This is a genomic window from Nocardioides sp. LMS-CY (assembly GCF_018732145.1).
Taxonomy (GTDB): Bacteria; Actinomycetota; Actinomycetes; order Propionibacteriales; family Nocardioidaceae; genus Nocardioides; species Nocardioides soli.
This window is the reverse complement of record NZ_CP076104.1, coordinates 411,604-426,908: the sequence shown is the minus strand read 5'-3', so window position 1 is coordinate 426,908 and position 15,305 is coordinate 411,604. Positions and strand designations below refer to the sequence as shown.

Sequence of the window (15,305 nt, the reverse complement as noted above, 5' to 3'; positions counted from 1 at the left end):
GCGCGGATGACGCGACCGGCGAGCGTCGCGGCGCTGACCGAGACCCTGCGCGCGGGCGGCTACCTGGCCGACCGCGGGCTCTCCACCGCGGCGTACGTCGCCCTGACCCTCGACCGGCCGCTGCTGCTCGAGGGCGAGGTCGGCGTCGGCAAGACCGAGATCGCCAAGACGCTCGCGACCGTGCTCGGTCGGCGGCTGATCCGGCTCCAGTGCTACGAGGGCATCGACACCAACCAGGCCATCTACGAGTGGGACTACGCCCGCCAGCTGCTGCAGATCCGGGCGCTGTCGGAGGCCGCGCTCGCCGACGAGGGCGCCGTCGACGCGCTGTTCGGCCCGAAGTTCCTGCTCGAGCGGCCGCTGCTCGACGCCGTGCGCACCGGCGACGGCGCGGTGCTGCTGGTCGACGAGGTCGACCGGGCCGACGACGAGTTCGAGGCCTTCCTGCTCGAGCTGCTCTCGGAGTTCCAGATCACGATCCCCGAGATCGGCACGATCCGGGCCGAGCGCCCGCCGCTGGTGGTGCTCACCTCCAACCGGACCCGCGAGCTGCACGACGCACTGAAGCGGCGCTGCCTCTACCACTGGGTCGACTACCCCGACTTCGACCGCGAGGTCGAGATCGTGCTGGTGCGCGAGCCCGGCGTGTCCGAGACCCTCGCCCGCAGGGTGGTGGCCGCGGTCACCCGGCTGCGCGAGCTCGACCTGGCCAAGGCTCCCGGGGTCGCCGAGACCATCGACTGGGTGCGCACCCTGGGCGCCGTGGGCGCCGCCGACCTCGACCCGCAGACCGTCGAGGACACGATCGGCGCGGTCGTCAAGGACCGCGACGACCTCGACGTGGTCCGCGCCCACGTGCACGAGCTCTCCCGTGGCTGACGCGACCGGCACCGCGTTCCTCGAGACCCTGGTCGGCTTCGGGCGCGCGCTCCGCGCGGCCGGGCTGCCGGTCGGCACCGGCGACGTGCAGACCTACTGCGCCGCGATGGAGCCGCTCGACCCGACCGACCTGCTCGACCTCTACTGGGCCGGGCGCACCACGCTGGTCGGCCGCCGCGAGCACCTGCCCGTCTACCACCGCGTCTTCCGGGAGTGGTTCCTCGGCGTGCCCGGGGAGCCCGACGAGGCGCGGCCCTTCAACCGGCCCGACGCCCCCGAGGCCTGGGCCGACCTGCAGCTGCCCGAGCCGGAGCGGTCGGGCGAGGAGCGCGAGCAGCAGGAGGCGCCGATGGGCCTGGTCGGGTCCGACGTCGCGACGCTGCGTGCGAAGTCGTTCGCCGACTGCACTCCCGACGAGCTGGCCGCGCTGCGCCGGATCATGCGCACCGTGCGGCTGACCCCGCCGCGGCGGCGGTCGCGGCGTACGGCGCCGGCGGTCGACGGCCGCCGACCCGACCTGCGGCGTACCGTCCGCGAGGCGTTGCGCACCCACGGCGACCCGGCCACGCTGCGCTGGCGCGAGCGGCGGGTGCGGCCGCGGCGGCTGGTGCTGGTGCTCGACGTGTCGGGGTCGATGGCCGACTACTCCCGGGCGCTGCTCCAGTTCGCCCACGTCACCTCGCGGGCGGCCCGGCGGGTGGAGGTGTTCTGCTTCGGCACCCGGCTGACCCGGATCACCCGCGAGCTCGAGCACCGGCGGCCCGACGACGCGCTGGCGCGGGCGGCCGACGCGGTCGTCGACTGGGAGGGCGGCACCCGCATCGGCGCATCGCTGGACGCGTTCGTGCGCGAGTGGGGACGGCGGGGCATCGGCCGCGGCGGCATCGTCGTGATCTGCTCCGACGGCCTCGACCGCGGCGACCCCGCGCTGCTCGAGTCGGCGATGCGGCGGCTCGCGCGTCGGTGCCACCGCGTGGTCTGGCTCTCTCCGCACGCCGGCTCCGGCAGCCCGCCGTCGCTGGGCATGACCGTTGCGACGCCGTACGTCGACCGGCTGCTGCCGGCCCGCGACCTCGACGACCTGGAGCGGTTCGCGCGGACGCTGGCGGTGCTCGGATGATCCGGCTGGGCTCGCTCGCCGGCTACCCCTTCGACGGTCCGCGGGTGCTGGCCGGGTGGACCCCGCCTGCGACGGCCGGCGTCTACGCCATCCTCTACCGGCCCGATCCCGATCGCGAGCGCTACGCCGTGATCTACGCCGGACACAGCGAGGACCTGTCAACGGAAGGGTTTCCGTTCCGCCACTCGGCCGCGCCGTGCTGGATCAGGCGCGCGGGCGGCAAGTACGCCGTGCACGTCGCGACGTACGAGATCCCGGGTGGCCTGGCAGGACACCGTCAGCAGGTCACCGACGAGCTGGTCGCGGTCTACAAGCCGCAGTGCAACGACCGTCAGTACGACAGCACCTGGCAGGACCACTGGATCGGGCGGGTGCCCGACGGTCAGCCACCGACCGGCTCGTAGCCGACGGAGTCGTGCAGCCGCGAGCGGCGGCGGCCCGAGGCGGGGACTGCCGGCGGTCGCGCGGCGTCCGCCGGGGCGGGCTCGTACGTCGCCCCGGCGACGATCCCCTCGGCCATGCCGTAGAGCAGCGGCAGCGCGCCGGCGACGACCCCGCCGGTCCGGTTGATGTGCTGCAGCTCCGGCAGGATCGGCTCGGCGTTGGCGACGATGCGGCGCACGATCTCGCCGCACTCCTCGAGGTTTCCGGCGATCCGGGTGAGCTGGGTGCCCACGACGTACAGGTAGAACGCGAGTCCCGCGATCAGCAGCAGGATGTCGACGACGGTCAGCGTCACGAGGAGGGTCACGTCCGCACCTTTCCGAGGACCCGGCCGAGGAAGAGGTGGTGCTCGAGGCCCTCGGCCAGCACCGCGTCGACGCCGGCCGCCGTCGTCGCGAGCAGCGCGGTGTCGTCGGTGTTGCGCTCGGCCTCCAGCAGCGTGTCCCTGACGGAGCCGACCCGCTGGTCGATGGTGCGCACGGAGAGCACCAGGATCGTCAGCAGCGCGGCGACGGCGAGCACGACGACGAAGCCGCCGATCACCGCGCCCCACCACAGGCTCTCCTGGGTGTCGGTCAGGTAGAGGGTCATCTCAGCCTCCCAGCCTGGTGCGGCCACGGTTGAGTCCCGCGACGATGATCTCGGCGCTCTCGATCGTGGTGTGCAGCCCCGCCAGGCCCGCGGTGTTGCGCACCGACTCGCCCAGCGACTCGTCGATCGCGCCGGCCTGACGACCGATCCGGTGCGCGAGCAGCAGGATCGGCACGACGAGCGCGACGACGACCAGCACGACGACGATGCCGACCGTGTAGCCGACCGCCCAACCGGTCTCCACCATCGCCGTCATCGCTACACCCCCTCGCAGAAGTCGCGCACCGGCTTCAGGCTGGTGTTCACGGTGACGACCGAGGCCGGCACGGTCGCGGTCCGGTCCGCGACGACACCGACCCCGGCGATCACCCCGTCGAGGGTCTTCGTCACGGCTAGCAGGTGGCCGATCACGCGGATCAGGCCGAGCGCGGCGGCGGCGATGATCAGCGCGGCCAGCACCACGGTCACCCAGGCGACAACGGGCATCACGTCACCCCAGGAGCTTTCCGACGGAGCCGGCGTACCGGACCGCGCCCTGCGAGACGGCCTCGACGGTGGCGCCGGTCTCGGCGAGCGTCTCGGGCACCCCGTCGAGCTCGGCCGCGAGCGCCCCGCCACCGGCGAGGATGTCGTCGGACGCGGCCCGGATCCGCTCCAGGGCGGCGAGCACGCGGTTGAGCAGCGCCACCAGCACGGGTACGACGACCACCAGCAGCACGATGTTGCCGATCCACCACAGCATCAGGGACACCTCAGCTCGTCGGAGTGGGTTGATAGGGCAGGAAGAACCGGCGGAAGACGCGCAGCAGCGCCATCCGCATGGCCTGGAGGCCGATCGACAGCCCGCTCGCGGGCTTCGCGGTGAGGGCGTCCACGGACTCGCCGCGCTCCAGCGCGTCGATGCGCCGCTGTGCGTTGTCGGCGAACTGGCCCATCAGCACGGTCGTGACGTCGGAGATCATGCCGCGGCCGTACTGCGCGGCGGCGCCGGAGAGCTGGAGGTCCTGCTCCATCCGCACCCGGGTGCCCCGACCGGCCGGGGTGAGCACGGCGGTCACGGTCATCGCGGCCTGGCCGCGGCCCTTGAGGTCGGAGCCGGAGGCGTCGATGACCATCCGCTTGGCTGCGTCGTCGCGCTCCAGGATCTTCGCCCGGCCCGTGAACTCCATCCGCACCGGGCCCATCCGCACGCCGACGGTGCCGCCGTAGGTGTCGTCGCCCAGCTCCTCGGTGAGGTCCGCCCCGGGCAGGCACGCCGCCACCCCGGGCACGTCCCCGAAGAACTCCCAGACCCTGTCGACCGACTGGCCGACCTCGAACTCGTTGCCGATCCGCACGTCTCAGGCCTCCGTCCTGGTGAGGAACGCATCGCGGCACCCGACGCAGCAGAAGTGGTACGTCGTGCCGTCGACCTCCAGCGGGAAGTGGGCGTCGTCGGCGGGCACGGTCATCCCGCACACCGGGTCCAGCGCCTCGGCAGTCGGCAGCAGGGGGAGCTCCCGGCGGTCCGGCTCGACGGCCAGGCCGCCCGCCGCGCGGACCCGCACCAGTTCGGCCAGGATGGACACCGCGATCTCACGGTGGGTGGTGTGGCCGAGGTCGAGCCCGACGGGGGTGTGTACCCGCTCCAGCAGGTCGGGCGGGACGCCGCGGTCGGCGAGGTAGCCGAGGACGGCCTCGCCCCGCTTGTGCGACGCGACCAGGCCGACGTACGCCGGCCGTGCCGACGCGGCGTGCCGGATCACGTCCTCGTCGTGGTGTCCCTGGGTGGCGACCACGACGACGGCGCGCTCGTCGACGTCGGCGGCGGTGAACCCGGCGCCGTCGACGAGCTCGGCCCGCCAGCCGAGCACGCGAGCGAGCTCGGTGAGCAGCTCGGCCATCGGCGACCGGCCGACCACCACGAGGTGCACGGGCGGGTGGACGGGCTCGACGTAGATCTGCAAGGCGCCCTCGCTCTGGCACGACATCGGGATCGCGGTCATCCCCTCGGGCAGCACCAGGTCGTCGCTCGCGCCCAGGTAGAGGAGTCGGGCCTCGCCCTCGCGGATCACCCGTTGCGCCTCGCGGATCACCGTCGGCTCGGCGCAGGCACCGCCGATCCAGCCGTGGATCTGCCCGTCGGCGGTGACGATCGCGCGCGACCCGATCTGGCCCGACGACGGCGCCTGCCGCCACACGACCGTCGCCACGGCGTACTCCTGACCGGCGAAGTCCTGCTCGTTCATGCGTCGGTCCTGATCGGTGGGGCGCCGGAGACGTCGGCGCGCGTGGTGAGGGCCTCGTGGACGCGGTCGGGGAGCAGCGGCATGTCGACGTTGCGCACGCCGTGGCCCTTGAGCGCGTCCATCACGGCGTTCACGAAGGCCGCCGGCCCGCCGACCGTCGCGCACTCGCCGATGCCCTTGGCGCCGATCGGGTGGTGCGGGCAGGGGGTGACGACCTCGTGCAGCTCGTAGCCGGGGGTCTCCCAGGCCGTGGGCAGCAGGTAGTCCATGAAGTTCGAGCCGATGCAGTTGCCCTCGGCGTCGAAGGTGATGAACTGCATCGACGACATCGCGTAGGCCTCGGTGAGGCCGCCCATGATCTGACCCTCGACGATCATCGGGTTGATCCGCACCCCGCAGTCGTCGACGGCGACCACCCGCAGCACGTCCCAGACCCCGGTCACCGGGTCGACCTCGACGGTCACGATGTAGCAGCCGAACGGCCAGGTCAGGTTGGGCGGGTCGTAGTAGGCATTGGCCTCCAGGCCCGGCTCGAGGCCGTCGGGCATGTTGGAGTACGCCGCCATCGCGCACTCCTGGATCGTCACGCCGCGGTCCGGGGCGGAGCGGACGTAGAACCGGCCGAGCTCCCACTCGACGTCCTCCTCCGACACCTCCAGCAGGTGGGCGGCGAGCTTGCGCGCCTTGGCCCGCACCTTGCGGGCGGCCATCGCAACCGCGGCGCCGGCGACCGGCGTACTGCGCGAGGCGTAGGTACCCATCCCGAACGGCGCGGTGTCGGTGTCGCCCTCCTCGACCACGATGTCGTCGGCGGGCAGGCCGAGCTCGTGGGCGACGATCTGCGCCCAGGTCGTCTCGTGCCCCTGGCCCTGCGTCTTGGCGCCGGTGCGCAGGATCGCCTTGCCCGTCATGTGCACCCGCAGCTCGGCGGAGTCGAACATCTTGATGCCGAGGATGTCGTACTCCCGGCTGTTGCCGGCGCCGAGCGGCTCGGTCATGCAGGAGATGCCGATGCCGAGCAGCCGGCCGTTCTTCGCCGCCTCGGCCTGCTCGCGGCGGAAGCCCTCGTAGTCGATCGCGTCGAGGCCGACCTGCAGGCACTTCGCGTACTGGCCGGAGTCGGTGAGGAAGCCGAACGGCGTCCGGTGCGGGAAGTCGTCGTCGCGCACGAAGTTCATCCGCCGGAACTCCGCCTGGTCGATGCCCAGGTCGTCGGCCGCGGCCTGGACCATCCGCTCCTGGAAGAACATCGCCTCGGTGACCCGGAACGAGCACCGGTAGGCGACGCCGCCGGGAGCCTTGTTGGTGTAGACACCGCGCGCGGTGAGGTGCGCGGTCGGGATGTCGTAGCAGGAGAACGCCGAGTGCAGCAGGCCGATCTTGAACTTGCTCGGCTGGGCGTCGCCGAAGAACGCGCCGTGGTCGGATTCGGTGTGCATCCGGACGCCGAGGATCTTGCCGTCCTGCCGCAGCGCCATCTCGCCGGTGAGGTAGACGTCGCGGCCGAAGCCGGTCGAGATCAGGTTGCTGGTGCGGTCCTCGATCCACTTCACCGGGCGCTCGGTGAGGATCGAGGCGAGGATCGACATCACGTACCCCGGGTAGACCGGCACCTTGTTGCCGAAGCCGCCCCCGAGGTCCGGGGAGACGATCCGGATCAGGTGCTCGGGCAGCTCCGCGATCAGCGCGACGGCGGCCCGCACGATGTGCGGCGCCTGCGTGGTCATGTAGACGGTGAGCTTGCCGGTGGCCCGGTCGAAGTCGGCGACCGAGCCGCAGGTCTCCAGCGGGGAGGGGTGCGAGCGCGGGTAGTGCATCCGGATCCGCGACACGACGTCGGCCTCGGCGAACGCACGGTCGGTGCCGTCCTTGTCGCCGACCTCCCAGTTGAAGCAGACGTTGTCGTGCTGCCCCTGCTTGTCGTCGCGGATGATCGGCGCGTCGGCAGCGAGCGCCTGCGTCGGGTTCACGATCACCGGCAGCTGCTCGTACTCGACGACGATCGCCTCGCAGGCGTCCTTGGCGATGTAGGGGTCGTCGGCGATGACGCAGGCGACCTCCTGACCCTGGAACCGCACCTTGTCGGTGGCCAGCACGGCCTGGGTGTCGTAGCTCAGGGTCGGCATCCACGCGAGGTTGCGGGTCGCCATCATCTCGCCGGTGAGCACCAGGCGTACGCCGGGGACGTCCCACGCGGCGCTGGTGTCGATGGACCGGATGCGCGCGTGCGCGACCGGGCTGCGCAGGATCTCCATGTGCAGCATGCCGGGCAGCACCACGTCGTCGATGTAGTGGCCCTTGCCGCGGATGAAGCGGTTGTCCTCGACGCGCTTGCGGCTCGCGCCCATGCCGCCGATCTTGATCTCGTCGAGCGCGCGGCTCGGTTCGGTGAGGGTCACTGGTCGCCCCCGTCCATCTTCTCCGCGGCCCAGAGCACCGCCTTGACGATGTTCTGGTAGCCGGTGCAGCGGCACAGGTTGCCCGAGAGCGCGAACCGGACCTCGTCCTCGGTCGGGCGGGGGTTCTCGGCCAGCAGGGCCTTGGCGGCCAGCATCATCCCCGGCGTGCAGAAGCCGCACTGCAGGCCGTGCTCGTCCTTGAAGCCCTCCTGCAGCGGGTGCAGCTCACTCGGCCCGCCGAGCCCCTCGACCGTGGTCACCTCGTGGCCGTCGGCCTGCACGGCGAGCATCGTGCAGCTCTTCACGGGCAGCCCGTCGACGAGCACCGTGCAGGCACCGCAGTTGGTGGTGTCGCAGCCGGTGTGGGTGCCGGTGAGCCGGAAGCCCTGGCGCAGCAGGTGCGCCAGCAGCAGCCGCGGCTCGACGTCCGCGGTGCGCTCCCGGCCGTTGACGGTGACCGTCACCCGGCGTACCGGCACTCCGTCGGCGGGGGCCGGGGGGATCTCCTCGAACAGGGTGCTCATGCGGCGTGCTCCGTTGTCGTCGTGGTGACCCGGGTGAGGATCCGGGTCACGAAGGTGTGGATGACGTGGCGCTTGTACGCCGCGCTGCCCCGGTGGTCGGAGTTGGGCTGCGCGGCCTCGGCCGCGAGCTCGGCGGCGCGGGCGATCGTCTCGGCGGTCAGCGCCCGCCCGAGCAGCGAGTCGGCGGCGGCCCGCGCATCCAGGGTGCGACTGCCGACGCCGGTGAGCGCGATGCCGGCACGGGTGACCCGGTCGCCGTCGAGCTCCAGCGCGACCGCGGTGCCGGCCGTCGCGAAGTCGCCGACCCGGCGCTCCAGCTTCAGGAAGCCGCCGGCCACCCGGTCGCGGGCGGCCGGGATCGTGGCCTCGACCGCGACCTCGTCGTACTCCAGGACGTTCTGGAACGGGCCGACGACGAACTCGCCCACCGGGATGCTCCGGCGGCCGTGCGGCCCCTGGGCGACGACCTGCCCGCCGGCCGCGAGCACCGCTGCCGCCCAGTCGCCCTGGGGGTCGGCGTGGCACAGCGAGCCCACGAGCGTGCCGCGGGTGCGCACGATCGGGTCCGCGATCAGTGGCGCGGCCGCCGCCATGACCGGCTGCGCGCTCGCCAGTGCGGTGGCCCGCTCGAGGTCTCGGTGGCGGACGAGGGCGCCGACGCGGACGCCGCCGTCGGCCGCGATGTCGAGGTGGTCGAGGCCGGGCAGGTTGTTGATGTCGACGAGCAGGTCGGGGTTGGCGAAGCGGAGCTTGAGCAGCGGCACCAGGCTCTGCCCGCCGGCCAGCACCTTGGCCTCGCCCCGACCCTGCGCCAGCAGGTCGATGGCCTCGTCGAGGGTGCGGGGCGCCTCGTAGGCGAAGCGGGAGGGGTACATCAGGCCCCCTCGCTCGCCGGATCGGGCACGGCGACCGGCATCGAGTCGACCTCGGTCGGGTCCGGCCGGGGCTGCTGGTGCGGCGGCCACGGACCCTGCACCGGCTGGCCCGCGACCTTGAGGAACTCGACGAACTGCGGGAACGCCCACACCGTCGGGCTCTTCCCCTCCTTCGGGGCGCCCTCGATCAGCTCGTACATCCGCGGGTTCCCCCGGCTGTGCCCGTCCGACTCGATCGGCACGCGCGCCACCTCCCCCTAGAGCCGCGTCAGGATTGGCGCCACTGTGCTCCCGGTCACACCCGGCCGCAACAGCGAATCAACACTTCGCTTAGGTGCCGCCCGCGGCCGGGACGTCATACGGACGGTGGAAGGGGACACACTGTCCGTATGACGTCCGCGGGGGTCAGGCGGCGGCGGGGCGCCAGCCACCGGCGCGGAGCGCGTGCTCGACCTGGGCGAAGAAGTCGCCGGGGCGCAGCCGCAGCCCGAGCAGGGGCAGCCGGAGGAAGGTCTCGCCCTGGAGCACGACGGCGTTCTGCCGCAGCGCGTCGCCGACGACGTTCTCGGCCCAGGCGTGGTGGATGCCGTCGATCTCGAGGACCAGGGCGTAGTCGGGCCAGTAGAGGTCGAGGTAGTAGCGGTTGCGACCGTCCTGGCGCAGCACCTGGCGCGCCGGCGGCGGCAGTCCGCGCCGACGCAGCTCGCGGGCGACGTCGATCTCGCCCAGGGATCGGGCGCCGTCGAGGAGCTCGTTGACGACCGCGTGGAGCAGCAGCCGACGCCGGTCGCGCCGGATCCTCAGCAGCTCCTCACCCAGCTCGTGAGGTGGCACCAGCCCCTGCTGGACCGCGATCGTCAGCACGTAGGTCGCCTCCCGGTCGGTGCGGGCCCACAGGCCGGCGCGCACCGCCGCGGTCGGCGTCCGGGTCCGCGGGATCCCGACCCGCACGATGTCGGCGGCGTCCCAGCGCCGGGTCTGCCTGATGTTGAACCGCCGGTTGCGGCGCACCCGTGCCCCGCGGGGCACCGACACCCGCACGCGATCCATCTCGAAGCGCTCGAGCCCGGCCGCGATCAGCGCGGAGCCGGCGTCGAGGCTCGCCCGCGGCCCACCCTGGAACACCGCGCCCCACATCTCACCCCACGCCGACAGCGTGCTGTTGTGCAGCTGCACCGACTGGTCGCCGACCAGCAGCCAGCGCCGAGCCCGCACGTGGCCGGTGATCTCCCAGCGGGTGATGCCCAGCGCATAGAGCTGGCGCCGCGACAGCAGGCCACCCTGCTCCTCGGCGAGCTCGCGCGCGGCGGCGAACCTGCGGTCGTCGTACGAAGGTCCTCGTGGCATGCCGACACCATGCGCACCGCTGCCCGCACCGCGTGGCTGCTCGCCACTCAGCTGTGGACGACCGCGCCCGACCCGCCGCTGTGGACGATTCGCGGCGCGCTGCTGTCGCGGGACGTCATACGGACGGTGGAAGGGGACACACTGACCGTATGACGTCCGCGGAGGCGGTCAGCTCCAGAGGGTGACGTGCACCGCCGGCTTGAACCGGCCGTGGGTGACCCCGCGACCGCGCAGCATCGCCTGGGTGGCCCGCGGCGTGGTCACGAACCGGGCCATCTCCTCCGCCGCCGGGGTGGCCCGCTGGCCGGCGAGGATCGAGAGGTTCCAGGACCCCTGGCCCTGGAGCAGCCGGCCGGGCACGCGGGCCAGCGCGCCGGCGGCGAGGTCCTGGGCGACCGCGAAGGAGACGGCGAGGCCGATGCCGGTGCCGCGCTTGGCCTCCTCGACGGCGGCGGCGTGGGACTGGAAGATCTGCTGCCGGTCCTCCGGTACGCCGATGCGGTGCAGCATCGCGGGGATCACGCCGGAGTCGTCGGCGGCCGACGGCCCGAGCAGCCAGGTCTGGTCGCGCAGCAGCGCGGTGCCCGGCTGGCCGGTGCGGGTCAGCGGGTGGTCGGGGGTGACCACGGCCAGGATCTGGTAGTGCAGGAACAGCGTGCTGGTCACGGCCGGGTCCGACGTCGCGGGCCGCGGTCCGATGGTGGCGTCGACGGTGCGGGTGAGCAGCATCGACTCGAAGTCCCGGGCGCGGTGGACACTCAGCTCCACGTCGAGGTCGCGGGCGCGGTCGGCGAAGAGGCCGATCAGGCCCGGCGCGGCGTACTCCGCGAAGAGCGAGGTGGTGCCGAGCCGCAGCAGCCGGCGGCCGGCGCCGGCAGCGCGCACCTCGAGCACCGTCCGGTCCTGCAGCCCGAGCAGCTCGACCGCGCGGCTGGCGAGCCGCAGTCCGCCTGGAGTGAACGCCAGCCCGGACGACGTCCGGTTGAAGAGCTGGTCGCCGAGCTCCTTGCGCAGCTGGCCGACGTGCAGCGAGACCGCGGCCTCGGTCACGCCCAGGTCGGCGGCGGCGGCCTTCACCGAGCCGAGCCGGACCACGGACGCGAAGGCCCGCAGCTGCGTGGGTGTCATGAGGGCACCTCAGAAGGGAGGAGCGGCACGGCCCTGCATCGCCTCCCAGACTCGTGACGGGGTGAGCGGCATGTCGGCGTGCCGGACGCCGTACGGCGCCAGCGCGTCGACCACCGCGTTCACGACCGCCGGCGGCGAGCCGACCGTAGCGGACTCGCCCACGCCCTTGGCCCCGATCGGGTGATGCGGCGACGGGGTCACGGTCGTGCCGCACTCCCAGTCGGGCACCTCGAGGGCGGTCGGGATCAGGTAGTCCATCAGCGAGCCGCCGAGGCAGTTGCCGTGCTCGTCGAAGCCGATGAACTCCATCAGCGCCATCCCGATCCCGTCGGCCAGCCCCCCGTGGATCTGTCCCTCGACGATCATCTCGTTGATCCGGGTGCCGCAGTCGTCGACCGCGATGAAGCGGCGTACCTTCACCACCGCGGTGCCCGGGTCGACGTCGACCACGCAGATGTAGGCGCCGAACGGGTAGGTCAGGTTGTCGGGGTTGTAGGAGATCTGCGCGTCCAGCCCGCCCTCGACACCGGCGGGCAGGTCGCCGGCACCGTGGGCGCGCATCGCGATCTGCTGGATCGTCACACCCGTGTCGGGCACGCCGCGGACGTCGAAGCGGCCCCCCGAGTCGTCCTTGGTCCACTCGAGGTCCTCGGGCGCGACCTCCAGCATCCCGGCCGCGATCAGCCGCGCCTTGTCGCGCACCCGCCGGGCCGCGAGCACCGCTGCCGCGCCCGACACCGGGGTCGAGCGGGATCCGTAGGTGCCCAGGCCGTACGGCGTGTTGTCGGTGTCGCCGTGCACCACGTCGACGTCGTCGGGACGGATGCCGAGCTCCTCGGCGACCAGCTGGGCGAACGTCGTCTCGTGCCCCTGCCCCTGGGTCTGCACGGCCAGCCGGATCACCGCCGAGCCGGTCGGGTGCACCCGCAGCTCGCAGCCGTCCGCCATGCCGAGCCCGAGCATGTCCATGTCCTTGCGCGGCCCGGCGCCGACCGCCTCGGTGAAGAAGGAGACCCCGATCCCCATGAGCTCGCCACGCGACCGTCGCTCGGCCTGCTCGGCCCGCAGCTCGTCGTACCCCGCGATCCGCAGCGCCTCCGCCATCGCGCGGGGGTAGTCGCCGGAGTCGTAGACCCACCCCGTGCGGCTCGTGTAGGGGAACTGCTCGGGCCGGATGAAGTTCTGCATCCGCAACGAGACCGGGTCGCGGCCGAGCTCGGCGGCGAGCAGGTCCACCATCCGCTCCACCAGGTAGACCGCCTCCGCGATCCGGAACGAGCACGCGTACGCCACCCCGCCCGGGGCCTTGTTGGTGTGCACGGCGGTCATCGAGCAGTACGCCGCCTCGAGGTCGTAGCTGCCGGTGAACACCCCGAAGAAGCCGCCGGGGAACTTGCGTGGCGCGGCGGTGCCGTTGAACGCGCCGTGGTCGGCGAGCACGTGGCTGCGCAGCCCGAGGATCCGCCCGTCCCGGGTGGCCGCGATCTCTCCCTGCATCACGTAGTCGCGGGCGAAGCCGGAGGCGACCAGGTTCTCGGTGCGGTCCTCGGTCCACTTCACCGGCCGGCCGGTGAGCATCGAGCCGACGATCGCGTGCACGTAGCCGGGGTAGACCGGGACCTTGTTGCCGAAGCCGCCGCCGATGTCGGGCGAGACCACCCGGATCCGGTGCTCGGGCAGCCCGGCGAACATCGAGAGCAGCGTGCGGTGGGCGTGCGGCGCCTGCGTCGTCGCCCACAGGGTCAGCCGCTCCTCGACCCGGTCGTAGTCGGCGACCGCGCCGCAGGTCTCCATCGGCGCGGGGTGCACCCGCGGGAACACCAGCTCCTGGCGCACCACGACCTCGGCCCGGTCGAAGACCGCCGCGGTCGCGGCCGCGTCGCCGGTCTCCCAGTCGAAGCAGTGGTTGTCGCGCTTGCCCTCGACGTCGTCGCGGATCAGCGGCGCGTCGTCGTCGAGGGCTCGGCGTACGTCGACGACGGGCTCGAGCACGTCGTACTCCACGTCGATCAGCTCGAGGGCGTCGCGGGCGGCGTACCGGTCCTCGGCCACGACGAACGCGACCTCCTGCCCCTGGAACCGCACCTTGTCGGTGGCGAGCACCGCCTGCACGTCGCCCGACAGCGTCGGCATCCAGGCCAGCCCGCGCTCGGCCAGCATCGCGCCGGTGACGACCGCCTTGACCTTGGGATGCGCTTCGGCGGCGAGCGTGTCGACGCCGACGATCCGGGCGTGCGCGACCGGCGAGCGCAGCACGGCGAGGTGGAGCATGCCGGGGAGGCTGATGTCGTCGACGTACGTGCCGCGGCCGCGCACGAAGCGGCGGTCCTCCTTGCGGAGCATCCGGCCGTGACCGAGCGGCCGCTGGTCGTTGTCGACGAAGGCGCTCATGACCGCTTGCCCTCCGGGTGCGCCGCGGCCCATTGGACGGAGCGGACGATCGAGGCGTAGCCGGTGCACCGGCAGATCTGGCCGGAGATCGCCTCGCGGATCGTCGCCTCGCTGGGGTCGGGGTCGCGGTCGAGCAGCGCCCGCGCGGTCATCAGCATCCCCGAGGTGCAGAAGCCGCACTGCAGCCCGTGGCACTCCATGAACCCCTGCTGCACCGGGTCGAGCTCGCCCTCCCACTCCAGGCTCTCGACGGTGCGTACGTCGTGGCCGCTGGCCATCGCGGCCAGCACCGTGCACGACTTCACGGGCTCGTCGTCGTACAGCACCACGCAGGTGCCGCAGTTGCTGGTGTCGCAGCCCCAGTGGGTGCCGGTCAGGCCGAGCTCGTCGCGCAGGAGGTGCACGAGCAACAGCCGCGCCTCCACGTCGCGGGTCACCGGCTCGCCGTTCACCGTCAGGCTGATCTCCATCAGGCTGCGCCCCCCTCCCGGGCCCGCTCCCACGCCGCGCGGAGGGTACGCCGGGTGAGCTCGCCGGCCAGGTGGCGCTTGTAGTCGGCCGTGCCGCGGCTGTCGGTGACCGGGCGGCAGGCCTGCGCCGCGATCGCGCCCGCGAGCGACCACGCCTCGTCCGACGGCGGGCGCCCGCGCAGGGCGGCGGAGACCTCCGGGATGCCGGTGGTGTTGGGGCCGACCGCCGCGAGGCCGACCCGGGCGTCGGCGATCGTGCCCCGCTCGTCGACCCAGAGCGCGGCGCCGGCCGCGGCCACCGCCCAGTCGCCGGCCCGTCGGTCGACCTTGGCGTAGGCGCTGCTGCCCCGCGGCCGCACCGGGATCCGCACCTCGGTGAGCATCTCGGCGTGCCCGACGACGGTCTCGTAGGGCCCGAGGTGGAAGTCGTCCATCGACACGGTGCGCTCGCCCTCCGGCCCGCGGATCACGCAGCTCGCGTCGAGGGTGGTGCAGACCGACGACAGGTCCTCGGACGGGTCGGCCTGACAGAGCGCGCCGCCCAAGGTGCCGCGGTTGCGCACCGGCGGGTCGGCGATCACCCGTTCGGCGTCGCGGAAGATCGGGCAGACCGCCGCGAGCTCGTCGGACTCGAGCAGCTCGCGGTGTCGGGTCATCGCGCCGATCCGCACCTGCGTCGGGGTGATCCGGATGTAGCCGAGCTCGTCGTGCAGGTCGTTGATGTCGACGAGGTACTCCGGGTTGGCCAGCCGCAGCTTCATCATCGGCAGCAGGCTGTGCCCCCCGGCGATCAGCCGGGCCTCCTCGCCGAGTCGCTCCAGCAGCCCGATCGCGTGCTCGACGCTGACCGCCCGCTCGTACTCGATCGGGGCCGGGACCTGCACCTGCGCCTCCTGCACCTCGTGACGC

19 protein-coding genes are annotated in these 15,305 nt (G+C 72.8%); 3 read left to right on the top strand and 16 right to left on the bottom strand.

The window, feature by feature from the left end; all coding sequences use genetic code 11:
• Positions 1–6: 6 nt before the first annotated feature.
• The 3 genes from KM427_RS02035 to KM427_RS02025 are packed head-to-tail and all read left to right on the top strand — an operon-like array spanning position 7 to position 2,403.
• Positions 7–879, top strand: coding sequence for an AAA family ATPase (locus KM427_RS02035; protein WP_215526083.1), 873 nt, complete (start codon positions 7–9; stop codon positions 877–879).
• A complete protein-coding gene (locus KM427_RS02030; protein WP_215526082.1) occupies positions 872–1,999 on the top strand; it encodes a vWA domain-containing protein in 1,128 nt (375 codons plus the stop codon). Before KM427_RS02035 ends, KM427_RS02030 begins: the two co-directional genes overlap by 8 nt.
• Entirely contained in the window at positions 1,996–2,403 is a 408-nt protein-coding gene (locus tag KM427_RS02025; protein ID WP_183592352.1) for a hypothetical protein, read from the top strand. The genes KM427_RS02030 and KM427_RS02025 overlap by 4 nt, the downstream gene beginning before the upstream one ends.
• Here the strand turns inward: KM427_RS02025 and KM427_RS02020 are convergent.
• From KM427_RS02020 to KM427_RS01945, 16 genes are all read right to left on the bottom strand, one after another.
• Entirely contained in the window at positions 2,382–2,750 is a 369-nt protein-coding gene (locus KM427_RS02020; protein ID WP_215526081.1) for a hypothetical protein, read from the bottom strand. The genes KM427_RS02025 and KM427_RS02020 overlap by 22 nt on opposite strands.
• Entirely contained in the window at positions 2,747–3,034 is a 288-nt protein-coding gene (locus tag KM427_RS02015) for a hypothetical protein (RefSeq protein ID WP_183592350.1), read from the bottom strand. Before KM427_RS02015 ends, KM427_RS02020 begins: the two co-directional genes overlap by 4 nt.
• A 1-nt stretch (position 3,035) precedes the next feature.
• Positions 3,036–3,290, bottom strand: coding sequence for a hypothetical protein (locus KM427_RS02010; protein ID WP_183592349.1), 255 nt, complete (start codon positions 3,288–3,290; stop codon positions 3,036–3,038).
• A 2-nt stretch (positions 3,291–3,292) separates the two neighbouring features.
• Positions 3,293–3,520, bottom strand: coding sequence for a hypothetical protein (locus KM427_RS02005; protein WP_215526080.1), 228 nt, complete (start codon positions 3,518–3,520; stop codon positions 3,293–3,295).
• 4 nt (positions 3,521–3,524) lie between these two features.
• A complete protein-coding gene (locus KM427_RS02000; protein ID WP_183593745.1) occupies positions 3,525–3,776 on the bottom strand; it encodes a hypothetical protein in 252 nt (83 codons plus the stop codon).
• Between the two features lie 10 nt (positions 3,777–3,786).
• A complete protein-coding gene (locus KM427_RS01995; protein ID WP_215526079.1) occupies positions 3,787–4,371 on the bottom strand; it encodes an SRPBCC family protein in 585 nt (194 codons plus the stop codon).
• Positions 4,372–4,374: 3 nt separating this feature from the next.
• Complete coding sequence (locus KM427_RS01990; RefSeq protein WP_215526078.1) at positions 4,375–5,262, bottom strand: XdhC family protein; 888 nt, start codon at positions 5,260–5,262, stop codon at positions 4,375–4,377.
• Positions 5,259–7,661 carry an aerobic carbon-monoxide dehydrogenase large subunit gene (locus KM427_RS01985; protein WP_215526077.1) on the bottom strand — a complete coding sequence of 801 codons (2,403 nt, stop codon included), beginning with the start codon at positions 7,659–7,661 and terminating at the stop codon, positions 5,259–5,261. The genes KM427_RS01990 and KM427_RS01985 overlap by 4 nt, the downstream gene beginning before the upstream one ends.
• Positions 7,658–8,185 (bottom strand): (2Fe-2S)-binding protein, encoded by a 528-nt coding sequence (locus KM427_RS01980; protein ID WP_215526076.1) that lies wholly within the window; start codon positions 8,183–8,185, stop codon positions 7,658–7,660. The genes KM427_RS01985 and KM427_RS01980 overlap by 4 nt, the downstream gene beginning before the upstream one ends.
• Positions 8,182–9,060: an FAD binding domain-containing protein gene (locus tag KM427_RS01975; RefSeq protein WP_215526075.1), complete on the bottom strand. Its 879-nt coding sequence runs from the start codon at positions 9,058–9,060 to the stop codon at positions 8,182–8,184. The genes KM427_RS01980 and KM427_RS01975 overlap by 4 nt, the downstream gene beginning before the upstream one ends.
• Positions 9,060–9,302, bottom strand: a complete 243-nt coding sequence (locus tag KM427_RS01970; protein WP_183592343.1) for a hypothetical protein — start codon at positions 9,300–9,302, stop codon at positions 9,060–9,062. The genes KM427_RS01975 and KM427_RS01970 overlap by 1 nt, the downstream gene beginning before the upstream one ends.
• A gap of 163 nt (positions 9,303–9,465) precedes the next feature.
• Entirely contained in the window at positions 9,466–10,407 is a 942-nt protein-coding gene (locus tag KM427_RS01965) for a putative endonuclease domain-containing protein (RefSeq protein WP_215526074.1), read from the bottom strand.
• Between the two features lie 168 nt (positions 10,408–10,575).
• Positions 10,576–11,535, bottom strand: a complete 960-nt coding sequence (locus tag KM427_RS01960; protein ID WP_183592341.1) for a LysR family transcriptional regulator — start codon at positions 11,533–11,535, stop codon at positions 10,576–10,578.
• A 9-nt stretch (positions 11,536–11,544) separates the two neighbouring features.
• The gene (locus KM427_RS01955) at positions 11,545–13,926 is read right to left on the bottom strand and encodes an aerobic carbon-monoxide dehydrogenase large subunit (RefSeq protein WP_215526073.1); all 2,382 of its coding nucleotides are present in this window, start codon (positions 13,924–13,926) and stop codon (positions 11,545–11,547) included.
• On the bottom strand, positions 13,923–14,396 hold the full coding sequence (locus KM427_RS01950) for a (2Fe-2S)-binding protein (RefSeq protein ID WP_183592339.1): 474 nt from the start codon (positions 14,394–14,396) through the stop codon (positions 13,923–13,925). The genes KM427_RS01955 and KM427_RS01950 overlap by 4 nt, the downstream gene beginning before the upstream one ends.
• Complete coding sequence (locus KM427_RS01945) at positions 14,396–15,280, bottom strand: FAD binding domain-containing protein (RefSeq protein WP_215526072.1); 885 nt, start codon at positions 15,278–15,280, stop codon at positions 14,396–14,398. The genes KM427_RS01950 and KM427_RS01945 overlap by 1 nt, the downstream gene beginning before the upstream one ends.
• Between the last annotated feature and the right edge of the window lie 25 nt (positions 15,281–15,305).

Coding starts and splice junctions, on each gene's coding strand:
- KM427_RS02025 (WP_183592352.1), top strand. CDS start 1,996: ATGATCCGGCTGGGCTCGCTCGCCGGCTACCCCTTCGACGGTCCGCGG.
- KM427_RS01990 (WP_215526078.1), bottom strand. CDS start 5,262: ATGAACGAGCAGGACTTCGCCGGTCAGGAGTACGCCGTGGCGACGGTC.
- KM427_RS01965 (WP_215526074.1), bottom strand. CDS start 10,407: ATGCCACGAGGACCTTCGTACGACGACCGCAGGTTCGCCGCCGCGCGC.
- KM427_RS01980 (WP_215526076.1), bottom strand. CDS start 8,185: ATGAGCACCCTGTTCGAGGAGATCCCCCCGGCCCCCGCCGACGGAGTG.
- KM427_RS01975 (WP_215526075.1), bottom strand. CDS start 9,060: ATGTACCCCTCCCGCTTCGCCTACGAGGCGCCCCGCACCCTCGACGAG.
- KM427_RS02000 (WP_183593745.1), bottom strand. CDS start 3,776: ATGCTGTGGTGGATCGGCAACATCGTGCTGCTGGTGGTCGTCGTACCC.
- KM427_RS02015 (WP_183592350.1), bottom strand. CDS start 3,034: ATGACCCTCTACCTGACCGACACCCAGGAGAGCCTGTGGTGGGGCGCG.
- KM427_RS01955 (WP_215526073.1), bottom strand. CDS start 13,926: ATGAGCGCCTTCGTCGACAACGACCAGCGGCCGCTCGGTCACGGCCGG.
- KM427_RS02035 (WP_215526083.1), top strand. CDS start 7: ATGACGCGACCGGCGAGCGTCGCGGCGCTGACCGAGACCCTGCGCGCG.
- KM427_RS02010 (WP_183592349.1), bottom strand. CDS start 3,290: ATGACGGCGATGGTGGAGACCGGTTGGGCGGTCGGCTACACGGTCGGC.
- KM427_RS02005 (WP_215526080.1), bottom strand. CDS start 3,520: ATGCCCGTTGTCGCCTGGGTGACCGTGGTGCTGGCCGCGCTGATCATC.
- KM427_RS01960 (WP_183592341.1), bottom strand. CDS start 11,535: ATGACACCCACGCAGCTGCGGGCCTTCGCGTCCGTGGTCCGGCTCGGC.
- KM427_RS01950 (WP_183592339.1), bottom strand. CDS start 14,396: ATGGAGATCAGCCTGACGGTGAACGGCGAGCCGGTGACCCGCGACGTG.